The sequence below is a fragment of the Cellulomonas sp. P4_H4 genome (genome assembly GCF_056400865.1).
In genome coordinates, this window is the sequence record NZ_JBFUKL010000003.1 from 613324 (window position 1) to 636151 (window position 22828).

Sequence of the window (22828 nt, forward strand, 5' to 3'; positions counted from 1 at the left end):
GCTGTCAGCCCTTGACCGCTCCCGCAGTGAGCCCGCCGACGATGTACTTCTGCGAGGCGAAGAACAGGATGAGCACGGGGAGCGCGGCGATCACCGCTCCCGCGGCGAACACCCCCCAGTCGGCTGTCCGCTCGTCGGACGCCCACGAGTACAGGCCCAGGGCGACCGTGTACTTGTCCTTCGACTGCAGGATCACCTTCGCGATGAGGAAGTCACCGAACGACGCGACGAAGGACAGGAGCCCGACGACCGCGAGGATCGGGGTGACGAGACGCAGGATGATCGTCCAGAAGATCTGTGCGTGCGAGGCGCCGTCGATCTTGGCCGCCTCGTCCAGCTCGCGCGGGACCGTGTTGAAGAACCCGTACATGAGGAACGTGTTCACGCCGAGCGCACCCCCGAGGTACACGCAGATCAGACCGAGCAGGCTGTTGAGCCCGATCCCGGGGAACACCTTGCCGATGGAGAACAGCAGCAGGAAGATCGCGACGAACGCGAGCGTCTGCGGGAACATCTGGGCGAGCAGCAGGCCGGTCAGCGTGCTGCGGCGTCCCCTGAAGCGGAAGCGAGAGAACGCGTAGGCCGCCGCGGCGCACATGAGCACCGTGCCGATGGCGGTGACCGTGCAGACGATCAGCGTGTTGCCCATCCACCCCCAGAAGCCCTCCGGCGCCAGCTCGGCGTAGTTGTCGATGCTGAAGGTGCGGAACAGGTCGTTCGAGCCGGTGAGCGTCCCGCCCGGGTTCAGGGAGGCCGACAGGATGTAGAGGATCGGCAAGGACACCGCGAGGATCGTCACGACGCCGACGACGTGTCGCCAGCCGACTTCGCGCCACCAGCGGGCCCCCTTCAGGGGAGCGTTGCCCTCGGCCGCGTGCGTGGTCATCAGATCTCCTCAAGGGTGCGCGTGCGGCGGAAGCCCAGCCAGGTGATCACTCCGACGATGAGGAAGATCATGATCGACAGGGCGCTGGCGAAGCCGTACTGCTTGATGCCGCTGTCGAACGCGACCGTGTACACCATCGATATGAGGATGTCCGTGGAGCCGACGGTTATCGGCGCGCCGGGGAAGTTCGGTCCGCCGCCGGTCAGCGTGTAGATGAGCGTGAAGTTGTTGAAGTTGAACGCGAACGACGCGATGAGCAGCGGCGCGACCGAGACCATGAGAAGCGGCAGGACGATCGAGCGCTGCACACGCCAGGCGCCCGCGCCGTCCATGCGGGCGGACTCGAGGACATCCTCGGGGATCGACTGCAGAGCGCCGGTGCAGACCAGGAACATGTAGGGGAAGCCCAACCAGAGGTTGACCACCACCAGCGAGAGCTTGGCCAGCGTCGGGTCGTCGAGCCACGGGACGCTCGCGCCTCCCAGGAGGACCTCGTTGACGAAGCCGAAGCTCTTGTTGAGCATGCCGCGCCAGACCAGACCGGCCAGGAACGCGGGGAACGCGTACGGCAGGATCATCAGCGCCCGGTAGTACCGGCGGCCCTTGACCCGAGGATCGTTGAAGACGATCGCCAGGAACAGTCCGAGCACGAACGTGGTGGCCACGGACAGGAACGCGAACACGAAGGTCCAGATGAAGATCTGGAGGAACGGCCCGCGCAGCCGCTCGTCCTCGAACGCCCGCGTGAAGTTCTCGAACCCGACGGCAACACGCCAACCGGGCTGGAGGACGTCGCCCTCGGCCGAGACGAAGTTCCCGTGGTCGCTCGGCGTGTAGACCGTGCCGGTGGCCGTGTCCGTCATGGTGTCGGCGTCCTCGTCGTACACCATGGTCGACTGGTAGACGTAGCCGGTCGAACCGTCGTTCGTCCGCAGGGCCCCGTCGTTCGGGTCGTCCGAGACCTCCACCCGCAGCGCGATCACGGCCTCCTGCTGCTGCGCGATGTCGGCGAACGTGAGCACGTCCCACGAGGGGACGGCGGTCACGGTGTCGCCCTCGATCGTGGCGTCGGGCGCGTCCTCGAGCGGGAAGTCGGCGGTCCCGACCTTCGCCTCGCCGTCCTGGACGATCGCGAATCCGAGCTGATCGCCTCGGGACAGCACCGTGAGGTCGTACGCCTGGGAGCCCTCGACCCGCACTTCCTTCTGAGCCAGGATCGCCGCGACGGCGTCGGCCTTGTCGGAGTTGTGCCCGTCGCCGTAGTTGGTGAAGGCGACGATCGCGGTGTACACCGCCGCGAAGATCACGTACACGAACAGGAAGATCATGCCGGGCACGAGGTACTTGGCCGGCAGCGCGCGCTTGGAGAAGTAGGCCCAGTTCACCGCGATGAGGACCAGCACGAGGAAGCCGGCGATCGCCCAGGACCGGACAGCGATGGCCGTAAGGATCCCGAACAGGGCGCCGGCGTCGATCACCGCGACGAACAACAGCTTGACCAGGAAGCCGCCACTGAAGTTCCGGGCGTGCGACCCGTCGCGGCTGCCGGTGGGCTTGCTCCGCGGCGGTCGAGGTGGCTCGTCGGCCTTGACGTCAGAGTCGCGGGTCTGCTGGGTCATGAGGTGCCTCCTCGGCCGCGGGAGCACCCTCGCACCCGCCCTGATCTGCAATCTGGCACTGATCGATCTCACACGCGCGTCGAACCCGGAGACACGCCCGCCTCACCGCCGGGGTGAACCGGCGATGAGGCGGGCAGCATGATCAGGCGGCGTCGATCGCGCCCTGCATGTTGGTCACCATCGTGTTCCAGGCCGCGGACGGGTCCGCTGCCTGGCCGCCGATGATCTGGACCTCGGTGCTGCCCCAGAACTCCCACATCGAGTTCATCTCAGGGGTGGACGGCATGGGTGCACCGGTCGCACCGGCCTCGTTGAAGCCCTTGAGGATCGGGTCGTCGATCTTCTCGGCCGAAGCGGTGAGGGCGGGCAGACGGCCGCCCGACTCGTACAGCTCGGTCTGGACCTTCTCGGTGGTGAGGAAGTTCGTCACGAACTCGTTCGCGAGCACCGCGTTCTTCGACTTGGCCGAGATGAAGGCGCCCTGGACGCCGACGAACGGCTTCGACTCCTGGCCACCCGCGCTCGGCACGGGGAGCACGGCGATGTCCATGCCGGCGCCGGTGAACTCCGTGGCGTACCACGGGCCGGTGACGATGTACGGCGCCTTGCCGTCGAGGAAGGCCTGCTTGGCCTTGTCCCCGTCGATCTGCGGGTCGAGCACCTTCTCCTGGCCGAGCTTCTGCAGGTACGCGGCGAACGCGTCGCCGGGCGCGCCGCCCAGACCGAGATCCGTCGTGTACGAGCCGTCATCGGTCTGCGTGAAGATCGGGGCGCCGAACGACGTCTGCAGCGGGTACAGGTGGTACGCGTCGCCGGTGTCGGGACCCTGCTGGATGAGGACCGAGAACTCCTTGCCGGCGCCCTGTGCCTGCGTGACCAGCTCGTCGAACGACGTCGCCGGAGTGTCGGCGAGGATCGCGTTGTTGCGGACGAGGGCGATGTTCTCGATGGCGTACGGCATGCCGTACTGCTGACCGTCGTACGCGAAGGCCGTGATGGCCGACTCCGCGAAGTTGCCAGCCTGGTCGCCCAGCTCGATCGGTGCGACGACACCGTTGGTGACGAAGCTGCCCGTCCAGTCGTGAGCACCGATGACGACGTCGGGGCCCTCGCCCGTCGGCACCTGCGCGATGAAGTCGTCCTTGATCTCGCCCGAGATCTTCTGGACCAGCTTGACCTTGACGCCGGTCTCTGCCTCGAACTCGGCGGCGATGGGCTTGAACGAGTCGATCCGGGTCTCGTCGACCCACATCACGAACTCGCCCGTGGGCGCAGCCGCGGTGGTCGAGGTCTGGTCGGTGGGCTCGTCTCCCGAGCCTGAGCACGCGGTGAGCGTCAGCGCGAGGCCGAGCGTCGCCGCGACGACAGGGATGCTCCGTCGCATCGTCATCTCCAAAAAAGGTCTGTGGGTATGCCCGCGTACGGCAGAGATCCCACCGACGCTGGCCTGATATCGCCGAAGTTAGCCTCGTTGCCACAGCGCTTGCAAGTCGTTACGGTAACTTTCAGGCAACGGTTTCAGCGGTGCCTCGACCGCTGCGTCACGCCGTCGCAAAGTCGTCCCCGAATCGTTCTCACCCTCACGGACAAGGAGGTCCGGTGTCCCCTACGCTGCCCCCCGTGCGTACCCGACTGACGGACCTGGCCGAACAGGCCGGCGTCAGCACGGCGACCGTCTCTCGGGTCCTCAACGGCAAGCATGGCGTGTCGGCCCAGGCGCGACAAGCCGTGCTGGCCGCCCTCGACGTGCTCGGCTACGAGCGCCCGGAGAAGCTGCGCACCCGGTCCGCCGGCCTCGTCGGACTTGTCGTCCCCGAGCTGTCGAACCCCGTCTTTCCCGCGTTCGCGCAGGTCATCGAGACGATGCTCACCGAGCGCGGCTACACGCCGCTCCTGTGCACGCAGTCCCCCGGTGGCACCACCGAGGACCAGTACGTCGAGATGCTGCTCGAGCACGGCGTCGACGGCATCGTCTTCGTGTCCGGCCTGCACGCCGACACGACGGCGAGCAAGGAGCGCTACCACCGGCTGCGCAGCCGCGGGATGCCCATCGTGCTCGTCAACGGGTTCGCCGAGGGCGTCGACGCCCCGTCGGTCTCGACGGACGACTCCGCGGCACTCGACCTGGCCTTCCGGCACCTCGTGTCGCTCGGGCACCGCTCGATCGGCCTAGCCATCGGCCCCGAGCGCTTCGTGCCGGCCGCGCGCAAACGGGTGGAGTTCGCCATCAACCTCGAACGTCACCTCGGCGTGACGGACGCCACGGCGCACGTGGTCACCGCGTTGTTCACGGTCGAGGGCGGGCAGGCAGCTGCTCTCGAGCTCATCGACTCCGGGCACACGGCGATCATCTGCGGGTCCGACCTCATGGCCCTCGGCGCCATCCGCGGCGCCCGCTCCCGCGGGCTGTCTGTGCCGGGCGACCTGTCTGTCGTCGGCTTCGACGACTCTCCGCTCATCGCCTTCACGGACCCGCCGCTCACCACGGTGCGCCAGCCGGTGCTCTCGATGGGGCACGCGGCCGTCTCGGCCCTGGTCGCCGAGATCGGCGGGACCCCCGCGTCCCGCACAGAGCTGAGGTTCCATCCCGAGCTCATCGTCCGAGGTTCCACGGGTGCTGCACCCGCGCTGACCTCGGTCGCTGTGACCCCACAGGCGCCCGCCGTACTCTGACCGACCTTCGGGCCCCCACAAGCGCCCGGAACGTTCGGCAACGGCGCCTCCTCCCCTCCCCACGCGCGACCCCGAAGTGAGGCCTGCCCGCATGACGACGACCGACACCCGACCCCTACGCACCCAGGTGCACGCTGCCGGCTCACCCGACGGCGAGTGGTGGCGGGATGCCGTGATCTACCAGGTCTACCCACGCTCGTTCGCCGACGCGTCGGGCGACGGCATCGGCGACCTGCCCGGCGTCACCTCGCGGCTCGACCACCTCGCCGAGCTCGGCGTCGACGCCGTGTGGCTCTCGCCGTTCTACCGGTCCCCGCAGGCCGACGCCGGCTACGACGTCGCCGACTACCGCGACGTCGACCCGCTGTTCGGCACGCTGGCCGACTTCGACGCGATGCTCGCCCGTGCCCACGCCCTCGGTCTGCGGGTGATCGTCGACCTGGTCCCCAACCACACGTCGGACGAGCACGTCTGGTTCCAGGCGGCGCTCGCGGCCGGTCCCGGCTCGCCCGAGCGCGCCCGGTACCTGTTCCGCGAGGGCCGCGGCGTCGACGGCACCGAGCCGCCGAACAACTGGCAGTCGATCTTCGGCGGGCCCGCCTGGACGCGCACGACCGACCCCGACGGCGCGCCCGGGCAGTGGTACCTGCACCTGTTCGACTCCCGGCAGCCCGACCTCGACTGGGAGCACCCTGAGGTCCGCGCCGAGTTCGAGGACGTCCTGCGGTTCTGGCTCGACCGCGGGGTCGACGGCTTCCGCATCGACGTCGCGCACGGCATGGTCAAGGCTCCCGGCCTGCCCGACTGGGACGGTCACGTCTCCATGATCGAGGGGTCGGACGACGTCGAGGCGACCGACGCCGTCTCCGGCGCCGGCAACCAGGGGCCGATGTTCGACCAGGACGGCGTGCACGACATCTACCGTGCCTGGAACCGGGTGCTGGCGGAGTACGACGGCGACCGGGCGCTGGTCGCCGAGGCCTGGGTGGAGCCGCTCTCGCGACTCACCCGCTACGTCCGTCCCGACGAGATGCAGCAGGCCTTCAACTTCGCGTTCCTGGCGACGCACTGGGACGCCCAGGCGCTGCGGACCGTCGTCGAGGCCTCCTACCGGGCCGCGGACCTCGTCGGCGCACCGACCACCTGGGTCCTGTCCAACCACGACGTCGTCCGGCACCCTTCCCGTCTGGGTCTGTCGTCGCCCGGGTCCCGGCCGAACGGCATCGGGCACGGCGACGAACAGCCCGACGAGACTCTCGGACTGCGCCGCGCACGGTGCGCCTCGCTGCTCATGCTCGGCCTGCCCGGCTCGGCCTACCTCTACCAGGGGGAGGAGCTCGGGCTGCCCGACCACACCACGCTCGACGACGACCTGCGCCAGGACCCCGCGTTCTTCCGGACCGGCGGCGTCGAGCGCGGCCGCGACGGCTGCCGCGTACCGCTGCCCTGGGAGGCGGGCGAGCAGGGCTTCGGCTTCTCCCCGACCGGCGTGACATGGCTCCCCCAGCCCGCGCAGTGGGCGTCGTACGCGCTCGACGCGCAGCGCGGCGTGGCCGGCTCGACCTACGAGACCTACCGGGCGGCGCTGCGCCTCCGGCGCGAGTCCGACCTCGGCTCCGGTGGCATGGAGTGGGTGCACGGGCTCGGCGAGGACGTCATCGCGTTCGTCAACCGCGGCGTCCTCGTCGTCGCCAACCTCGGGTCCACCCCGGTCGCGCTGCCCGCCGGCGCCGAGGTGCTGCTCGCCTCGGTCGATCTCACGCTCGACACCGACGGCTCGGTGCAGGTCCCCGCGGACGCGACCGTCTGGGCCGTCTACTCGGCCTGACCCGCCGGAACGGCCCGTCGAGCACGTCTCGACGGGCCGTTCTCGGGTCACGTCAGGAGCGGTGGGCGACGTCCCAGGCCTGCGCGGTGCGCGGCGGGACGGTCACCGCGACGGAGCCGTCACGCACCGTCACCTCGGCGCACTCCGGCGTCGAGAGCACGTCGCAGTAGTCGCCGTCCGGCAGGCTCGTCACCAGCTCGGTCCGCAGCTCTTCGTCACCCGCGTTCACCACGACGAAGCCGCGGTCGCCTCGCCCGAACGCGAGGGCGTCCCCCTGTGACCACACGTCCGTCCGGGGAGCGTCGCCCACGACGTTGCGCCAGCCGACCATGCCGGCGACCTCCGGCCAGCGGTGCTGGCACACCCAGTCGCCGTCCTCGAGATCGGCGTCCTGACCAGGGGTCGGGCCGCACGCCGCGTCGAGGACGCGCCCGTCGGCTCCCTGCGGCGGCCCGGCGTCTCGGTCCGAGAACGCGTAGCCCGAGTAGACGACGGGGGTGCCGTAGTCGCTCGCGAGTGTGAGGACGTTCGCCAGCACGTACTCGCGACCGTCGGCGTAGCTGAACGTCGAGCCGTTGCGCTCGGTGTCGTGGTTGTCGACGAAGATGACCGCACTGTCGGACGGCAGGTAGCGCGACGAGGCTCCCAGCTCGAGAGCCAGGTCCGGCGACGCGGCCAGGATCCCCTGCAGCTCCTTGCCCCACGCGAACTCGTACACCTGGCCGTTGCCGACGTACTGCTCGGGCGTGATCGGTTCGCCGCTGCCCCGGATCACCTCCTGGACGACCCCGGTGCCCTTCGGGAGGTCCGCGACGATCGCGGCGACATCCTCCGCCGGCATGTGCTTGGCCGCGTCGATCCGCAGCCCGTCGACTCCCAGAGACAGGAGGTCGTCCAGGTAGGCACGGATCGTGGACCGGACGTGGTCGGTCTCGGTCGCGAGGTCGGCGAGGTTCACGAGCTCGCACGTCTGGACCTGGACGGGGTTCTTGTAGCTCGAGATGTCGTCGTTCAGCGAGAGCCCGCAGTGGTGGAAGTCGACGTCGGTGTAGAGCCCCGGGTAGTCGTAGTGCGAGTAGGAAGAGCCGGCCCAACCAGTGCCCGGGTCGTCCTGGCCGGTCATGTGGTTGACCACGGCGTCCGCCCACACGTCGACGCCCGCCCCGTGGCAGGTCTCGACCATGGCCGCGTACTGCTCGCGCGTGCCGAGCCGCGACTCGACCTGGTAGCTCACCGGCTGGTACGCGGTCCACCACTGCTCACCGACGATGTGCTCCTGCGGCGGGCTCGTGAGCACCCACGCGTAGCCCGCCGGGCCGAGGAAGTCGGTGCACTCCGTCGCGATGGCGTCCCACGTCCACTGGAACATCTCGATCCCGACGTCCTGACCTCCACCGTCGGGCGGCGAGGCGGACGGCTCGGGCGTGCCGCTGCACGCGGCGAGGACGCCGAGGGCCAGCGCGCCGACGAGGGAGCGGGCGGTCAGGTGCGTCATCGTCACCACCGGTGTGAGCTGCAAGTCCTTGCAGCAAGTTTCAGGACCGGCTCACCCTAGATCGTCGTCGCCGTTCCCACCAGCAGGTCCCGATCGTCGCGCCGCGCGAGCTGAGCCCACGACCGTGGACGGCGTGGCGCCGTGGCGCTCGGTCCGGGCCAGAGGGCGAGTCCCTAAGGTGGGCGCGTGCCTCACGTCCTCGTCAACGGTGCCGCATCCTGGAACACCCTCGTCCAGGTCCCTGCGCTGCCCGAACCACGCTCGCAGACGATCTTCGCGAGCGGCCACCACGACGGCCTCGGCGGCACCTCCGCGGGCAAGGCGGTGACCCTGGCCGCGCTCGGGCTCGACGTCACGCTGCGCACGGCCCTGGGCGACGACCGAGAAGGATCGTTGGTCCGCGCCGCTCTGGACCACCCGGCGATCACCCTCGTCGTGCAGGACGTCCCGCGCACCGAACGACACCTCAACCTCATGGCGGACGACGGGTCGCGCGTCTCGGTCTACCTGGAGCTCCCCGAGCCTGCCCCGGGGCCAGTCCCCTCGTTCGCGGGCATCGACGCTGCCGTCCTCGACCTCGCCGACCACAGCCGTCCCCTGCTTGCGGCAGCACGCGCCGCCGGTGTCCCTGTCTGGTGCGACGTGCACGACGACGACGGCACTGCCGACTACCCTCGCGCGTTCGTGGCGGCGGCGGACGTCCTGCTGGTGAGTGCCGCGCGCCTCCACGACCGACGCTCGTACCTGTCGGACGCGGTGGCCCGCGGATGCCGGCTCGCGGTCTGCACCGACGGTGGTTCGGGGGCGCTCGCGCTCGACGCGGACGGCTGGATCTCGGTCGGCACCGCACCCGCGACCGTGGTCGACACCAACGGCGCGGGCGACGCGTTCCTGGCCGGACTGCTGGCGGGGGTCCTCGACGGCCTGCCGACGACCGCGGCCCTGGCACGCGCCTCGGCGGTCGGCGCTCTCGCCGTCGGCACCCGCGAGCTGGGCGCACCGCACGCGACCCACGACAAGGTCGAGCGCCTGGCCGCCCAGGTCGAGGTCCGCCGGCTCTGACCGGAGGTCAGCCGCCCGAGACGCTCAGCTCGGCCTCGTGCAGCGCCGCCGCGAACTCCGGCGACAGGTCACGCGAGTCGAGCCAGCCGTACGGGAGCAGGGGGCGCTTGGGCGAGCCGGCGCGACCACGCTGGCCCTCCGCACCCGCGCCCGGGTACCCCTGGTCGAGGTCGAGCCCGGCGAGCCGGTCGTCCAGCTCGGCCATCGTCGAGACCAGCCCGAGCGCCGCCCGGGTCTCCCCGCCGACGATGTACCCCTTGAAGTACCAGGCCATGTGCTTGCGCATCTCGCGCAGCGCCTTGCCCTCGTCACCGAAGTGCTCGACCATCAGCTCGGCGTGCCGGCGCACGATGGTCGCGACGTAGCCGAGACCAGGCTTCACGCGCTCGTCGGACCCCGCGAATGCGGCCGCGAGGTCGGCGAACAGCCACGGGCGGCCCTGGCAGCCGCGGCCCACGACGACCCCGTCGCAGCCGGTCTGCGCGACCATCTCGAGCGCGTCCTCGGCAGACCAGATGTCACCGTTTCCGAGCACCGGGATGTCGGTCACCGTGGCCTTGAGCTGCGCGATCGCATCCCAGTCGGCCGTGCCGGAGTAGTAGTCGGCGGCGGTCCGGGCGTGCAGCGCGACCGCCGCGACACCGACCTCCTGCGCCACGAGCCCGGCCTCGAGGTAGGTCAGGTGGTCGTCGTCGATGCCCTTGCGCATCTTCACGGTGACCGGCACGCCGTACGGCGAGGCGGCGTCGACCGCGGCCGTGATGATCGCGCGGAACAGGTCACGCTTCCACGGCAGGACCGCTCCCCCGCCGCGGCGGGTGACCTTGGGCACCGGGCAGCCGAAGTTGAGGTCGACGTGGTCGGCGCGGTCCTCGGAGGCGATGAGCCGCACCGCGGCGGCGACCGTCGCGGGGTCGACGCCGTAGACCTGCACGGACCGCGGACGCTCGTCGGGCTCGTGCGAGATGATCCGCATCGACTCCTCGCCGCGCTCGACCAGCGCGCGCGACGTGACCATCTCGGCGACGTACAGACCAGCCCCGGACTCGCGGCAGAGTCGGCGGAAGGCAGCGTTGGTGACGCCGGCCATGGGCGCGAGGACCACGGGCGTGTCGATGGTGAGCGGGCCGATCTGCAACGGTGGCAGCACGGCACCAGGGCGCGCGGATGCCACAGGAGTCGTCACGGTCATGGCTCCATTGTCGCTCAGCCGAGCAACCAGCCGTACTCCTGGGCCAGACGGACGGCCTCGGCGCGCGTCCGGGCACCCGTCTTGCCCATCGCCGCGGACAGGTAGTTGCGGACGGTCCCCTCGGACAGGTACGTCTCGCGGGCGATGTCGGCGACGGTCCCGCCGGTCGCCGCGACCACCAGGACGTCACGCTCCCGGTCGGTCAACGGGCTGTGCCCGACCGCGAGCGACTCGACCGCGAGGTCCGGGTCGATGACGCGAAGCCCCTGGTGGACGCGTCGCACGGCGTCGGCGAGCTGGTCGGCAGGAGTGTCCTTGACGACGAAGCCGCTCGCACCGGCGTCGAGCGCGTGCCGGACGTAGCCGGGGCGCCCGAAGGTCGTGACGATGAGCGAACGGCACGCGGGGTACTGCGCCTTGAGCGCGGCAGCAGCGGCGATGCCGTCGAGGCCCGGCATCTCGACGTCGAGCAGCGCGACGTCGACCTCGCACGCTCGGGCAGCGTCGACGACCTCGTCGCCGCGGCCCACCTGCGCGACGACCGCGAGGTCGGGCTCGAGGTCGAGCAGGGCCGCGAGCGCACCTCGGACCAGGGCCTGGTCGTCGGCGAGCAGCAGGCGGATCATCGGGGACCTTTCGTGGTGACGAGCAGGCGGTAGCCGCCGAGCGGGCTGGCGGTCACGGTGACGTGCGCACGGGCGGCGCGGGCGCGTTCGGTGAGCCCGTTCAGCCCGTTTCCCGGGACGGCGTCGACGACCGCCGGGCCGTAGCCGTCGTCGTCGACCGTCAAGGTGTCGCAGGACATGGTGACGCGGACGCGGGTCGCGGCCGAGTGCCGCAGCACGTTCGTGGTGCCCTCCCGCAGCGCCCACGCGAACAGCTCGCGCAGGTTGTCCGGGACCTCGTCGATGGTGCCGGGGACGTCGGCCTCGATCCCGGCCGCGTCGAACGCCTGCCGTGCACCGGCGAGCTCGCCGGCGAGAGTCACCGCGCGCGTGGCGGTGACCATCCCCCGCACGTCCGCCAGCGCGGCCCGGGCCAGTGCCTGCACCTCGGCGATCTCGACGCGTGACCGGTCGGCGTCGACGTCGAACAGCTTGCCCGCGAGCTCCGCCTTCACGGCGATCACGGTCAACGAGTGGCCGAGGATGTCGTGCATGTCGCGGGCGATCCGCTCCCGCTCCCGCTCGACCGCGAGGACGGCGACCTCGTCCTGGGCGAGCTGGAGCTGCCGGTTACGCAGCACGAGCTGCGTGAATCCGTAGACCGCGAAAGACGCCAGGACGATCGAGATGATCAGATCGTCGATCGGCTCCCACCCAGGGATCACGCGTGGCACGACGATGACGACGACGACCGCCAGGCCCGCGACGAGCAGAGCCCGCGGGTCCCGCATCAGGAACACGGCCGAGACGCACACGAACACGATCCCGCCGAGCCCCTGCTCCTGGGTCGCCAGGGTCGAGGCCGCGACGAGCACGAGCTGCCCGAAGAGCACGACGGCGGTCACCGCGTCCGAGGGGGCGTGGCGGCGGTGCGGCCCGGCCCGGGTGAGCACCACCCACGCGAAGCTCGCGCCCAGGCCGGCGATCGCGATCAAGGAGACGGCGCGCTCGACACCGGGTGGGCTGTTCCACGCCACGGTCCACGGCTGGAGCAGGAAGATCACCCAGACGACGCCCATGAGCGGTCCGACGACGCGCATGACCTTGCGCATGCGCGGCCGCTCGAAGCCGTCCGCGTCGCTCACGAACGCGTTGCGTCCGCCCCAGCGCGGCTGGCGCTCGTCGTGGTCCTTGACCTGCCACGGCTCGGTGACGCCCGGGACGTCGCGCTCGGCCGACGGACCGCCGTCGACCTCCGCTCTGCGCCTCACGGCGTCCACGGTAGTCGGGCGGCGGTCCGACGGACCTGTTCCTGGGAGGGTCACACGCGTGCCGTGTCGCGGCGGAACCGCCAGGCCGCGCCGAACCCGAACACCGCGGCCCAGGCGACGACGTTGACGATCGCCCAGGGGCTCACGCCGTCGCCGGTCAGGGGCGCGCGGACCAGCTCGGCCAGACCGTACGTGGGCGTGAACTTGGCGAGCGTCGCGAAGACGCCCTCCCCCAGCGGCACGAACAGCCCGCCCGCGAACGCGAGGAGCGCGAGGCTCGGGCCGAGGATCTGCATGACGTTCTCCGACGGCAGCAGGTAGCCCATGAACAGGCCGAACGCGGCGAACACGATCGACCCGATCCAGGCGAGAGCCAGCGACTCGGCGAGCACGGTGCCGGTGCCGGTCGAGCCCGACGCGAGACCCACGGCCCCGACGACGACCACGGCGACGAGCCCCATGACCATCGCGACGGCGACCTTGGTGAACACGTAGGTCGACGGGCGCAGCGGGGTCAGGCGCAGCTGGCGGGTCCAGCCCTGAGCACGCTCGACCGAGACGCTCGCGCCGCCGCTCGTCGTGGCGATCATGGCGCCGTAGAGGGCCATCGAGACCATGATGTACGCGGTCACGTTGGCGTGGCCCACCGACTGGGTCTTGTAGTCCTCGGCCGTGCCGAAGAGCAGGAAGAACACCGGCGGCATCACGAGCGTGAAGATCACGGTCCGGCGGTTGCGGACCAGCCGGCGCAGCTCGATCACGAGGAACTGGCGGTTCACCAGGCCGGTGCGCGGGGCACGGTCGGTGCTGCTGGCGGTGAGGGTGGCCGTCGAGGCGCTCATGCGTCGCTCCCAGGTGTGTGGTCGCCGGTGAGGGCGAGGAACGCGTCCTCGAGCCCGCGGGCGGTGATCTCGATGTCGGTGGCGTGGGTCGTGGTGAGCAGGTGGCGGGCGACGCCGTCCGAGTCGGACGTCCGCACCAGGATCCGGTCGCCGCGCAGCTCGACGCCCTGGACGCCGGGCAGGGCCTCCAGCGCGGCCGACTCGGCGCGGGTGATGTCCGGAAGCGACGCGCTCACGAGGCGGCCCGACGCGAGGTTCTTGACCTGGGCGGCGGACCCGTCGGCGACGATCTTGCCGTGGCTGACCAGCACGATCCGGTCGGCGTAGGCGTCGGCCTCCTCGAGGTAGTGGGTCGCGAACAGGATGGTGCGGCCACGCGAGGCGTCGGCGCGCAGCGCGGTCCAGAAGTCGCGGCGTCCTTCGACGTCCATGCCCGTGGTCGGCTCGTCGAGCACGATCACGTCGGGGTCCGGCAGGAGCGCCAGCGCGAACCGGAGCCGCTGCTGCTGACCGCCCGAGCACTTGCCCACCTTGCGGTCCGCGATGTCGGCGATCCCGGCACGCGTCAGCACCTCCGTCGCGGTGCGAGCCGACCGGAAGAAGGACGCGGTCAGCTCGACCGTCTCGCCGACCGTGAGGTCCTTGAGCAGGCCGCCGCTCTGCATCACGGCGGAGACGCGGCCCTCGGCGATCGCACGGCTGGGCTCCAGCCCGAGGACGTTCACGGTGCCCGCGTCCGGCGTCGCAAGGCCGAGCAGCATGTCGATCGTGGTCGTCTTCCCGGCGCCGTTCGGGCCGAGGAACGCGACGACCTCACCCGGCGTGACCGCCAGGTCGATCCCGTCGACGGCGCGCACGGCGCCGAACGACTTGTGCAGGCGCCGCAGGTCGATCGCCAGCGGACCCGGTCCGGCGGGTGCCGGCGTGGGAAGGGTGTCGGTGAAGGTCATGGCTCGATCCTGGTGGTGGCGACCCGCGCGCTCACCCGTCGTGCGTCACCCGTTCGAGATGACGGATGTCACGACGCACCTCGCCGTGCTCAGCTCAGGGGCGAACCTGCCCGAGGCAGGAACGGGTCGGCAGCGCAGCGTCTGCCGACCCGTTCCGTCGACTCAAGCGCCGATCAGCCGGGCTGCGAGGTAGCCGGTGACCTTGTCGAGCGAGACCCGCTCCTGCGTCATGTCGTCGCGGTGCCGGATGGTCACGGCCTGGTCCTCGAGGGTGTCGAAGTCGACCGTGATGCAGAACGGCGTGCCGATCTCGTCCTGGCGGCGGTAGCGACGGCCGATCGCGCCCGCGTCGTCGAAGTCCACGTTCCAGCTCTTGCGCAGCTCGGCGGCCAGGTCGCGGGCCTTGGGCGACAGGGCCTCGTTGCGCGACAGCGGCAGGACCGCGGCCTTCACCGGGGCCAGTCGCGGGTCGAGCTTGAGCACGGTGCGGACGTCGACGCCACCCTTGGTGTTGGGCGCCTCGTCCTCGGTGTAGGACTCGACGAGGAAGGCCATGAGGCTCCGGGTCAGGCCGGCCGCCGGCTCGATGACGTACGGCACGTACCGGGTGTTCGTCGCCTGGTCGAAGTACGACAGGTCCTGGCCGGAGTGCTCGGAGTGCGTCTTGAGGTCGAAGTCGGTGCGGTTGGCGATGCCCTCGAGCTCGCCCCACTCGCTGCCCTGGAAGCCGAACCGGTACTCGATGTCGACGGTGCGCTTCGAGTAGTGCGACAGCTTCTCCTGCGGGTGCTCGAAGTGCCGCAGGTTGTCGCGCGCGATGCCCAGGTCGACGTACCAGTCGGTGCGCGTGTCGATCCAGTACTGGTGCCACTGCTCGTCGGTGCCGGGCTCGACGAAGAACTCCATCTCCATCTGCTCGAACTCGCGGGTGCGGAAGATGAAGTTGCCGGGCGTGATCTCGTTGCGGAACGACTTGCCGATCTGGCCGATCCCGAACGGCGGCTTCTTGCGGGCCGTCGTCGACACGTTGGCGAAGTTCACGAAGATGCCCTGCGCGGTCTCGGGCCGCAGGTAGTGCAGGCCGGACTCGTCCTCGACCGGGCCGAGGTAGGTCTTGAGCATCATGTTGAAGTCGCGCGGCTCGGTCCACTGACCGCGGGTGCCGCAGTTCGGGCAGGCGATGTCGCCGAGGCCGTTCTCGGGCGCGCGGCCCTTCTTCTCCTCGAACTCCTCGACGAGGTGGTCCTCACGGAACCGCTTGTGGCAGCTCAGGCACTCGGTCAGGGGGTCGGTGAAGACGCCGACGTGGCCCGAGGCGACCCAGACCTGGCGGGGCAGGATCACCGACGAGTCCAGGCCGACGATGTCGTCGCGGCCCTGGACCATCGTGCGCCACCACTGCTTCTTGATGTTCTCCTTCAGCTCGACGCCGAGGGGTCCGTAGTCCCACGCGGACCGGGTACCGCCGTAGATCTCGCCGCTGGGAAAGACGAAGCCGCGCCGCTTGGCGAGGGAGACGACAGAGTCCAGGCGGGAAGGTGCCACGTTCGATCACTCCAGTGTGGTGGCGCCCGCCGCTGGGTGCGGTGGGCGGAGCGGACCACGACCGGTTGCCGTGGCGTAAGCCTGACCAGGCTACCGGGGTGACGACACCCTCCTCGCCGATCGCCGTCGCCGTTTTGACAATGGTTCTCGACAAACTGAGAATGATCCCCATGTTCTTTCGTGCTCCCCGCCAGGCGGCAGTGCTGGTCGTCCCGGCGTTGCTGGTCGGGTCGGCGCTCGCGGGATGCTCCGCCGACGCGACGCAGGGGGTCGCCGCGGGGACGGTGGACGTGATGGCGTCGTTCTACCCGCTGCAGTTCGTGGCCGAGCAGGTCGGAGGTGACCGGGTGACGGTGCGTTCACTGACGCCGCCCGGCGCCGAGCCGCACGACGTCGAGCTCTCCCCCGCCCAGGTGTCCCGCCTCGACCGTGCGGACCTGGTCGTCTACCTGTCGGGCTTCCAGGCCGCCGTCGACGACGCCGTCGCGCTGACGAGCCCCGAGCACGTGATCGACGCCGCGCAGGACACCACGCTCCTGACGCCGGCCGAGGAGCACACGCACGAGGAGGAGAGCGGCGACCCGCTGGAGGACGAGCACGAGCACGGCGCCTTCGACCCCCACTTCTGGCTGGACCCGACCCGGATGCCGGCGCTCGTCGACGACGTCGCGCAGACCCTGAGCGAGATCGACCCGTCGGGGGCGGCGCAGTACGCCGCGAACGCCGCCGCGCTCAACCAGCGGTTCACGGACCTCGACACCGCTTACACGGCCGGCCTCGAGACCTGCCGGACGCGCACGTTCGTGACCTCGCACGAGGCCTTCGGCTACCTCGCCGACCGGTACGACCTCGAGCAGGTCGGCATCTCGGGGATCGACCCCGAGGCGGAGCCGTCGCCGGCCCGGCTCGCGGCCGTGGAGAAGCTCATCCGCGCGCAGGACGTCACGACCATCTTCTTCGAGAGCCTCGTCAGCCCCAAGGTCGCCCGGACGCTCGCCGACGACCTCGGGATCACGGCCGCCGTGCTCGACCCGATCGAGGGCCTGGCCGATCCCGACGACGACTACTTCTCGATCGCCGAGAACAACCTCGACGCCCTTCGCCTCGCACTGGAGTGCGCATGAGTGAGTCTCTGCTGGCTGCGCCCGTGATCGAGGCCGACGGCGTCGGCATCTCGATCGGCGGGCAGTCGATCCTGTCCGGCATCGACCTGGTGGTGAACGCCGGCGAGGTGCTGGCTCTGCTCGGCACCAACGGCTCCGGCAAGTCGACGCTCGTGCGCACGTTGCTCGGCGTCATGCCTGCTACCACCGGGTCGGTCCGTCTGTTCGGGGCCCCGCTCGGTCCGTCGGCGCCGTGGAAGCGCATCGGGTACGTGCCGCAGCGCATGCCTGCCGCGTCGGGCGTGCCTGCGACGGCGCTCGAGGTCGTCACGTCGGGACTCCTGCACGGGCGCACGCTGCGATCGCCACGGGGTCACAAGGCGCGCGCACTCGACGCGCTCGGCGACGTCGGCATGCGCGACCGCGCGCACCAGCGCGTCCAGGAGATGTCCGGCGGACAGCAGCAGCGCGTCCTGATCGCTCGTGCGCTCGTGCGTCGCCCCGACCTGCTGGTGCTCGACGAGCCCACGTCGGGCATCGACATCCCGACGCAGGCGACCTTCGTCGAGACGATCAGCCGCCTGCACGACGCGGGCACGACGGTCGTCGTGATCCTGCACGAGCTCGGCCCGTTCGCCCCGCTGATCGACCGCGCCGTGGTGCTGCGCCACGGGCGGGTCGCGCACGACGGTCCCCCGCCCCGCGCCCGCGGAGAGCACGCCGGCCAGTGGCACGACCACACCCACGCGCACTCCGATCCCGAGCCGCCGAACGCGTCCCCCTTGAACGTGGAGGTGCTCCCGTGACCGCGTGGGACCAGGTCGTCGAGCTGCTCAGCTCGCCGCTCATGCAGCGCGCGCTCGTCGCGGCGATCCTCGTCGGCGCAGCCGCACCCGTGGTCGGGACCTTCCTGGTGCAGCGGCGCATGGCGCTCATGGGCGACGGCATCGGGCACGTGGCGCTCACAGGCGTCGCGCTCGGCTGGCTCGTCGGCAGCTGGGCCGGGCTCGTGCCGCAGGACGCGCTCGCCGTCCCGGGCGCCGTGATCGCCGCCATCATCGGGTCGGTCGTCATCGAGCTGGTGCGCGAGCGCGGGCGGACGAGCGGCGACCTCGCACTCGCTCTGATGTTCTACGGCGGCATCGCGGGCGGCGTCCTGCTGATCAAGATGGCCGGCGGCACCAACGCGAACCTCATCAGCTACCTGTTCGGGTCGATCTCCACGGTCTCGACCAGCGACCTGTGGTGGACCGTCGCGCTCGCTGCCCTCGTGCTCGGCGTCGGGCTCGGTCTGCGGACCGCCCTGTTCGCCGTCAGCCACGACGAGGAGTTCGCCCGTGCGAGCGGGCTGCCGGTGCGGTTCCTGTCGATGCTCGTCGCCACCATCGCGGCCCTGACGGTGACCATCGCGATGCGCGTGGTGGGCCTGCTGCTGGTCAGCGCGCTGATGATCGTCCCGGTCGCCATCGCGCAGCTGTACGCGCGCTCGTTCAACCGCACCATGATCTCCGCGAGCGTCATCGGCGTCGTCGTGAGCGTCGCCGGCCTGGTCCTCACCTACTGGCAGGACATCCCGCCCGGCGCCACGATCGTCGTGCTCGCGATCGTCGTCTACGGCATCGGCGCGACGTTCCGACCTCTCATCCGTCGGCCCGTGCCGCCCCGCGACCCGCATCCGGACATGGTCGACGACGTGGAGCTCGAACAGCCCTCACGTACCATCGCCGAGTGAACGTCCGGGACGCCTACCACCTCGGCGGGGTCCCCGTCGGCATCGCGATCCTCGGGCTGTTCGTCATCGTGATGGCCCGCTCGCACGGGACCTACTGGGCGGGCCGCGGCGTCGTCCGCGGAGCACAGGGCACCCAGCACAGCGAGGCCTCCCCGGGCTGGTGGCACGCCACGATGGAGAAGCTCGAGGGCTGGACGAGCACGGACGCCGCCCAGAAGGGGCTCGGTCTCGTCCGTCGTTGGGGCGCGCCGGCCATCTCGCTCGCGTACCTGACCGTGGGCCTCCAGACTGCGATCTTCGCCTCCGCCGGGCTCGTCAAGATGCCGTACCTGCGGTTCACGATCGCCTCGATCCCCGGCGCCATCGTCTGGGCCGTCGTCTGGGCGACCGTCGGGTTCGGTGCCGTCTGGGGCGCGATCAACCTGTTCTCCGTGTCCCCGTGGGCGTTCCTGGTCGCGGTCCTGGTCCTCGCGGCCGCGATCGGCGCCGTCGTGTGGTTCCGCCTCTCCCGCCGCGCGAGCCGCGCGGTGCCCGTCGACCAGCCCGTCGAGCAGCCCGTCGACTAGCCCTGGGGTCCCGTCGACCAGCCCTAGGTGCGCGCCAGGCAGAACTGGTTGCCGTCGGGGTCCGCGAGAACGGACCAGGCGAGCGAGCCCTCCTCGTGCTCCGCGACGAGGGACGCGCCGTTGCCGAGCAGCTGCTCGATCGCGCGGGACGAGTCCTGAGACCGAAGGTCCAGGTGCACCCGGTTCTTGCCCGGCGTGGGGTCGGTGACCTTCTGGAACCCGAGAGCCGGCCCCTCGGGCAGAACCAGCACCACGAACCAGCCGTCGTTGTCGTCCCGCACCTCACCGCCCAGCTGCGCGCCCCACCACGCGGCGAGCGCGCGCGGATCGAGGGCGTCGAACGTGATCATCTCGAGGCTCAGCGACATGCCGGCGACGGTAGCCGCAGCCACCCACACGACCCGCAGCTCAGCCCTGGTGTGCTCGGTCGACGGCCCCTCCGTAGCGGCGGTCGCGGCGCGCGTACGTCTCGACCGCCTGCCACAGGTGCCGTCGGTCGACGTCCGGCCACGGCTCGTCGAGGAACACGAGCTCGGCGTACGCGGCCTGCCAGATCATGAAGTTCGAGATCCGCTGCTCGCCCGAGGACCGCAGGAACAGGTCCACGTCGGGCAGGTCGGGCTCGTCCAGGTAGCGCGCGAACAGCTTCTCGTTGACCTTCTCGGGCTTGACGCGGCCCGCGGCGACGTCGCGGGCGATCGCCTGCGCCGCGTCGGCGATCTCTGCGCGGCCGCCGTAGTTCACGCACATCGTGAGCGTGACGGTCGAGTTGTTCTTGGTGAGCTCCTCGGCCGTCTCGAGCTCGTTGATGACCGAGCGCCAGAGCTTCGGGCGCCGGCCCGCCCACCGCACGCGCACCCCCCAGGAGTTCATGAGGTCGCGCCGACGGCGCAGCACGTCACGATTGAAGCCCATGAGGAAGCGCACCTCGTCGGGCGACCGCGACCAGTTCTCGGTCGAGAACGCGTACGCCGACACGTGCTCGACGCCGATCTCGATCGCGCCGGCCACGACGTCGAGCAACGACGCCTCGCCGGCCTTGTGGCCCTCCACGCGAGGCAGGCCGCGCGCGTTGGCCCACCGGCCGTTGCCGTCCATCACCACGGCCACGTGCTTGGGGACGAACTCCTTGGGGATCTGCGGGGGGCGCGCGCCGGACGGGTGCGGGTACGGGGCTACGACGGCATTCGGCACGACGCACATTGTGCCGTGCCAGGTGATGTGAAACCGAATGGTTGCACTATCTGTCTGCTGCGGATAGCGTCACATGCAACATATCGGTTGCACTCAGAGAGGATCCGCCAGCATGAGCACCAGCCTCACCTTGACCTTCACCGTGGACCAGACCCCGGCCGAGGTCTTCGCTGCGATCAACGACGTCCGCGGGTGGTGGTCCGGGCCTCCCGCGCCGACCGAGCCGCAGATCGAAGGCCGCACGGACGTCCTCGGCGCCGAGTTCGACTACCGCGTCACGGACGTGCATTACAGCAGGTTGCGCATCACCGAGCTCGCCGAGCCCAGCCGGGTCGCTTGGCTCGTGCTCGACAGCGAGCTCACGTTCATCGAGGAGAAGGAGGAGTGGACGGGCACCACCGTCACCTTCGACGTCGCCGAGCTGGGCGGGCGCACGCAGGTCGTGTTCACGCACGTCGGCCTGATCCCCGAGCACGAGTGCTACGAGGTCTGCGACGACGCGTGGAGCTCGTACATCCTCGGCAACCTGCGGCGGCTCATCGAGACCGGCTCGAAGGATGCCGCGCCGCCCGCTCGCTTCGCGAGCGCCGTGGACGCTCTGGCCTGAGCCCGAGCCGATGGTCGGGAGGTCAGACCCTCTCGACCATCGGCAGCGAGCGCAGCTGGCGCTCGAGGTGGAACTGGCAGAACGCGGCGACCAGCCCGTTGCCCTCACCACGGTGCCGCTCGGCGCTCGCGTCCGCGACGGACCAGTCGCCCGCGAGCAGGGCGGCGAGCAGCTCGAACGTCTGCGGCGCGGGTGCCGCGGCCCCCGGCGGGCGGCACGCCCGGCAGACCGCACCGCCGGACGCGATCGCGAAGGCCGCGTGCGGTCCGGGCTCACCGCACCGGGCGCAGTCGGTGAAGCTGGGCGCCCAGCCGGCGACGGCCAGCGCCCGCAGCAGGTAGGAGTCGAGCACCAGTCCAGGGGCGTGCTCACGACCGGACAGCGCGCGCACGGCGCCGACGAGCAACCAGTACTGCTGCACGGACGGCTCACGCTCGGCCTCGACGAGGCGGTCGGCGGTCTCGAGCATCACGGTCCCTGCGGTGTACAGCGTGTAGTCCTCGCAGACGCGCCGCCCGTACGACCCCAGGGTCTCGGCCTGCGTGACGATGTCGAGGTTGCGACCCGTGCTCAGCTGCACGTCGACGTGCATGAACGGCTCGAGCCGCGAACCGAACCGCGAGGACGTCCGGCGCACGCCCTTGCCCACCGCACGGACCTTGCCGTGCGACCGGGTCAGGAGGGTCACGATGCGGTCGGCCTCCCCCAGCTTGTGGGTGCGCAGGACGATCGCCTCGTCGCGGTAGAGGCTCACCGTCCTAGTCTCCCCCGGACCACCGACACGCAGCGGACCGCCGCGCGGGGGCCGACGGCTGTGGCCACCCTCACCCGGGGACGGGACCGAGCCGGATCCGATCCATCAGACCCCGCGGCGTCACGGTCGCGAAGTCCCAGTCCGAGTGGATCCACCACGTGACGCCGGCAGCCTCGAGCTCGGCTGCGCGGTCTCGGGCCTGCGCGGGGTCGGACGGCAGCACGCCCTCGACGACGAGCTCGAAGGGTTCACCTGCCCGCTGCTCGGCCACCCACGCCCGCACCTCGCGCAGCTGGTCCGTACCGAGCGGGTCGAACCCGTCCTCCCGGCGGATGGGCAGCACGCCGTCGCGGCCGGCCGCGCGACGCATCGACCGGGGCGCGAACCAGGAGCCGATCACCCAGACGGGGATGCGCCCGTGCACGGGTCGCGGCTGGAACACCAGGTCCGTGACCCGGTGGTGCGTCCCTTCGTAGCTGAACGGCTCACCGGTCCAGGCGAGGTCGAGGATCGCCAGCGAGTCGTCGAGCAGTGCCGCCCGCTCCTTGACGTCGACGGTCTCACCGGACACGCGGCTGTACGCACCGTCGTCGACGGCTCCCAGCCCGACGGGCAGCACCAGCCGGCCGCCGGAGAGGTGGTCGACCGTCAGCGCCTGCCGGGCGACCTCCCACGGCTTGCGTCGCGGCAGCGAGAACACCATCGCGCCGAGCGTGACCCGACGGGTGCGCACCGCGGCCGCACCGAGCAGCGTCCAGGGGTCGAACGTGTCCATCGGTCCGACGCTGATGCCGTCCCAGGCGAAGAAGCCGTCCCAGCCGGCCTCCTCGGCGGCGACCGCCATCTCGATCGACTCGGCTGCCGAGCCGCACGACGCAGTGACACCGAACTTCATGACCACGAC

The 22828-nt window shown here is 70.7% G+C and carries 22 protein-coding genes; 8 read left to right on the forward strand and 14 right to left on the reverse strand.

Annotated elements, in window-relative coordinates; all coding sequences use genetic code 11:
* Positions 1–4: 4 nt before the first annotated feature.
* The 3 genes from AC1DPN_RS12960 to AC1DPN_RS12970 all read right to left on the reverse strand — a co-directional run bounded on the left by AC1DPN_RS12960 (position 5) and on the right by AC1DPN_RS12970 (position 3889).
* The gene (locus AC1DPN_RS12960; RefSeq protein WP_477085146.1) at positions 5–886 is read right to left on the reverse strand and encodes a sugar ABC transporter permease; all 882 of its coding nucleotides are present in this window, start codon (positions 884–886) and stop codon (positions 5–7) included.
* Positions 886–2505, reverse strand: coding sequence for an ABC transporter permease subunit (locus AC1DPN_RS12965; RefSeq protein WP_477085147.1), 1620 nt, complete (start codon positions 2503–2505; stop codon positions 886–888). The genes AC1DPN_RS12960 and AC1DPN_RS12965 overlap by 1 nt, the downstream gene beginning before the upstream one ends.
* Before the next feature lie 142 nt (positions 2506–2647).
* Complete coding sequence (locus tag AC1DPN_RS12970; RefSeq protein WP_477085148.1) at positions 2648–3889, reverse strand: sugar ABC transporter substrate-binding protein; 1242 nt, start codon at positions 3887–3889, stop codon at positions 2648–2650.
* A 215-nt stretch (positions 3890–4104) separates the two neighbouring features.
* Between AC1DPN_RS12970 and AC1DPN_RS12975 the strand changes: the two genes are divergently transcribed.
* Positions 4105–5178 (forward strand): LacI family DNA-binding transcriptional regulator, encoded by a 1074-nt coding sequence (locus tag AC1DPN_RS12975; RefSeq protein ID WP_477085149.1) that lies wholly within the window; start codon positions 4105–4107, stop codon positions 5176–5178.
* A gap of 91 nt (positions 5179–5269) precedes the next feature.
* Positions 5270–7006: a glycoside hydrolase family 13 protein gene (locus tag AC1DPN_RS12980; RefSeq protein WP_477085150.1), complete on the forward strand. Its 1737-nt coding sequence runs from the start codon at positions 5270–5272 to the stop codon at positions 7004–7006.
* Between the two features lie 52 nt (positions 7007–7058).
* Here the strand turns inward: AC1DPN_RS12980 and AC1DPN_RS12985 are convergent, their stop codons facing one another.
* Positions 7059–8501: an alpha-amylase gene (locus AC1DPN_RS12985; protein ID WP_477085151.1), complete on the reverse strand. Its 1443-nt coding sequence runs from the start codon at positions 8499–8501 to the stop codon at positions 7059–7061.
* 186 nt (positions 8502–8687) lie between these two features.
* Here AC1DPN_RS12985 and AC1DPN_RS12990 point away from each other — a divergent pair, with 186 nt between their 5' ends.
* Positions 8688–9563, forward strand: coding sequence for a carbohydrate kinase family protein (locus AC1DPN_RS12990; protein WP_477085152.1), 876 nt, complete (start codon positions 8688–8690; stop codon positions 9561–9563).
* Positions 9564–9570: 7 nt separating this feature from the next.
* Here AC1DPN_RS12990 and dusB read toward each other — a convergent pair whose 3' ends face one another.
* The 6 genes from dusB to AC1DPN_RS13020 form a co-directional block, all read right to left on the reverse strand.
* Positions 9571–10755 (reverse strand): tRNA dihydrouridine synthase DusB, encoded by a 1185-nt coding sequence (gene dusB, locus AC1DPN_RS12995; RefSeq protein ID WP_477085153.1) that lies wholly within the window; start codon positions 10753–10755, stop codon positions 9571–9573.
* Between the two features lie 14 nt (positions 10756–10769).
* On the reverse strand, positions 10770–11381 hold the full coding sequence (locus tag AC1DPN_RS13000; RefSeq protein ID WP_477085154.1) for a response regulator transcription factor: 612 nt from the start codon (positions 11379–11381) through the stop codon (positions 10770–10772).
* Positions 11378–12631 (reverse strand): sensor histidine kinase, encoded by a 1254-nt coding sequence (locus tag AC1DPN_RS13005; protein ID WP_477085155.1) that lies wholly within the window; start codon positions 12629–12631, stop codon positions 11378–11380. Before AC1DPN_RS13005 ends, AC1DPN_RS13000 begins: the two co-directional genes overlap by 4 nt.
* 50 nt (positions 12632–12681) lie before the next feature.
* On the reverse strand, positions 12682–13473 hold the full coding sequence (locus AC1DPN_RS13010; protein ID WP_477085156.1) for an ABC transporter permease: 792 nt from the start codon (positions 13471–13473) through the stop codon (positions 12682–12684).
* Positions 13470–14423, reverse strand: a complete 954-nt coding sequence (locus AC1DPN_RS13015) for an ABC transporter ATP-binding protein (RefSeq protein ID WP_477085157.1) — start codon at positions 14421–14423, stop codon at positions 13470–13472. The genes AC1DPN_RS13010 and AC1DPN_RS13015 overlap by 4 nt, the downstream gene beginning before the upstream one ends.
* A gap of 162 nt (positions 14424–14585) precedes the next feature.
* Entirely contained in the window at positions 14586–15968 is a 1383-nt protein-coding gene (locus AC1DPN_RS13020) for a glycine--tRNA ligase (RefSeq protein ID WP_477085158.1), read from the reverse strand.
* A 170-nt stretch (positions 15969–16138) separates the two neighbouring features.
* Between AC1DPN_RS13020 and AC1DPN_RS13025 the strand changes: the two genes are divergently transcribed.
* The 4 genes from AC1DPN_RS13025 to AC1DPN_RS13040 are packed head-to-tail and all read left to right on the forward strand — an operon-like array spanning position 16139 to position 19369.
* Positions 16139–17092, forward strand: coding sequence for a metal ABC transporter substrate-binding protein (locus AC1DPN_RS13025; protein ID WP_477085159.1), 954 nt, complete (start codon positions 16139–16141; stop codon positions 17090–17092).
* Positions 17089–17877: a metal ABC transporter ATP-binding protein gene (locus tag AC1DPN_RS13030; RefSeq protein ID WP_477085160.1), complete on the forward strand. Its 789-nt coding sequence runs from the start codon at positions 17089–17091 to the stop codon at positions 17875–17877. Before AC1DPN_RS13025 ends, AC1DPN_RS13030 begins: the two co-directional genes overlap by 4 nt.
* The gene (locus tag AC1DPN_RS13035) at positions 17874–18803 is read left to right on the forward strand and encodes a metal ABC transporter permease (RefSeq protein WP_477085161.1); all 930 of its coding nucleotides are present in this window, start codon (positions 17874–17876) and stop codon (positions 18801–18803) included. The genes AC1DPN_RS13030 and AC1DPN_RS13035 overlap by 4 nt, the downstream gene beginning before the upstream one ends.
* Complete coding sequence (locus AC1DPN_RS13040) at positions 18800–19369, forward strand: DedA family protein (RefSeq protein WP_477085162.1); 570 nt, start codon at positions 18800–18802, stop codon at positions 19367–19369. Before AC1DPN_RS13035 ends, AC1DPN_RS13040 begins: the two co-directional genes overlap by 4 nt.
* Before the next feature lie 23 nt (positions 19370–19392).
* Here the strand turns inward: AC1DPN_RS13040 and AC1DPN_RS13045 are convergent, their stop codons facing one another.
* A complete protein-coding gene (locus AC1DPN_RS13045; RefSeq protein WP_477085163.1) occupies positions 19393–19737 on the reverse strand; it encodes a VOC family protein in 345 nt (114 codons plus the stop codon).
* Positions 19738–19777: 40 nt separating this feature from the next.
* A complete protein-coding gene (locus AC1DPN_RS13050) occupies positions 19778–20563 on the reverse strand; it encodes an isoprenyl transferase (protein WP_477085164.1) in 786 nt (261 codons plus the stop codon).
* Positions 20564–20675: 112 nt separating this feature from the next.
* Here AC1DPN_RS13050 and AC1DPN_RS13055 point away from each other — a divergent pair, with 112 nt between their 5' ends.
* Entirely contained in the window at positions 20676–21170 is a 495-nt protein-coding gene (locus AC1DPN_RS13055) for an SRPBCC family protein (protein ID WP_477085165.1), read from the forward strand.
* A gap of 22 nt (positions 21171–21192) precedes the next feature.
* Here the strand turns inward: AC1DPN_RS13055 and recO are convergent, their stop codons facing one another.
* Both recO and AC1DPN_RS13065 read right to left on the reverse strand, forming a co-directional pair.
* Complete coding sequence (gene recO / locus AC1DPN_RS13060) at positions 21193–21924, reverse strand: DNA repair protein RecO (RefSeq protein ID WP_477085166.1); 732 nt, start codon at positions 21922–21924, stop codon at positions 21193–21195.
* A 70-nt stretch (positions 21925–21994) separates the two neighbouring features.
* Complete coding sequence (locus tag AC1DPN_RS13065) at positions 21995–22819, reverse strand: LLM class flavin-dependent oxidoreductase (protein ID WP_477085167.1); 825 nt, start codon at positions 22817–22819, stop codon at positions 21995–21997.
* Positions 22820–22828: the final 9 nt, after the last annotated feature.

What these genes read in the sequence shown, in the direction of transcription:
- AC1DPN_RS12960 (WP_477085146.1), bottom strand. Translation starts at nt 886, where the DNA reads ATGACCACGCACGCGGCCGAGGGCAACGCTCCCCTGAAGGGGGCCCGC.
- AC1DPN_RS12965 (WP_477085147.1), bottom strand. Translation starts at nt 2,505, where the DNA reads ATGACCCAGCAGACCCGCGACTCTGACGTCAAGGCCGACGAGCCACCT.
- AC1DPN_RS12970 (WP_477085148.1), bottom strand. Translation starts at nt 3,889, where the DNA reads ATGCGACGGAGCATCCCTGTCGTCGCGGCGACGCTCGGCCTCGCGCTG.
- AC1DPN_RS12980 (WP_477085150.1), top strand. Translation starts at nt 5,270, where the DNA reads ATGACGACGACCGACACCCGACCCCTACGCACCCAGGTGCACGCTGCC.
- AC1DPN_RS12985 (WP_477085151.1), bottom strand. Translation starts at nt 8,501, where the DNA reads ATGACGCACCTGACCGCCCGCTCCCTCGTCGGCGCGCTGGCCCTCGGC.
- dusB (WP_477085153.1), bottom strand. Translation starts at nt 10,755, where the DNA reads ATGACCGTGACGACTCCTGTGGCATCCGCGCGCCCTGGTGCCGTGCTG.
- AC1DPN_RS13000 (WP_477085154.1), bottom strand. Translation starts at nt 11,381, where the DNA reads ATGATCCGCCTGCTGCTCGCCGACGACCAGGCCCTGGTCCGAGGTGCG.
- AC1DPN_RS13010 (WP_477085156.1), bottom strand. Translation starts at nt 13,473, where the DNA reads ATGAGCGCCTCGACGGCCACCCTCACCGCCAGCAGCACCGACCGTGCC.
- AC1DPN_RS13015 (WP_477085157.1), bottom strand. Translation starts at nt 14,423, where the DNA reads ATGACCTTCACCGACACCCTTCCCACGCCGGCACCCGCCGGACCGGGT.
- AC1DPN_RS13025 (WP_477085159.1), top strand. Translation starts at nt 16,139, where the DNA reads ATGTTCTTTCGTGCTCCCCGCCAGGCGGCAGTGCTGGTCGTCCCGGCG.
- AC1DPN_RS13030 (WP_477085160.1), top strand. Translation starts at nt 17,089, where the DNA reads ATGAGTGAGTCTCTGCTGGCTGCGCCCGTGATCGAGGCCGACGGCGTC.
- AC1DPN_RS13045 (WP_477085163.1), bottom strand. Translation starts at nt 19,737, where the DNA reads ATGTCGCTGAGCCTCGAGATGATCACGTTCGACGCCCTCGATCCGCGC.
- AC1DPN_RS13055 (WP_477085165.1), top strand. Translation starts at nt 20,676, where the DNA reads ATGAGCACCAGCCTCACCTTGACCTTCACCGTGGACCAGACCCCGGCC.
- AC1DPN_RS13065 (WP_477085167.1), bottom strand. Translation starts at nt 22,819, where the DNA reads ATGAAGTTCGGTGTCACTGCGTCGTGCGGCTCGGCAGCCGAGTCGATC.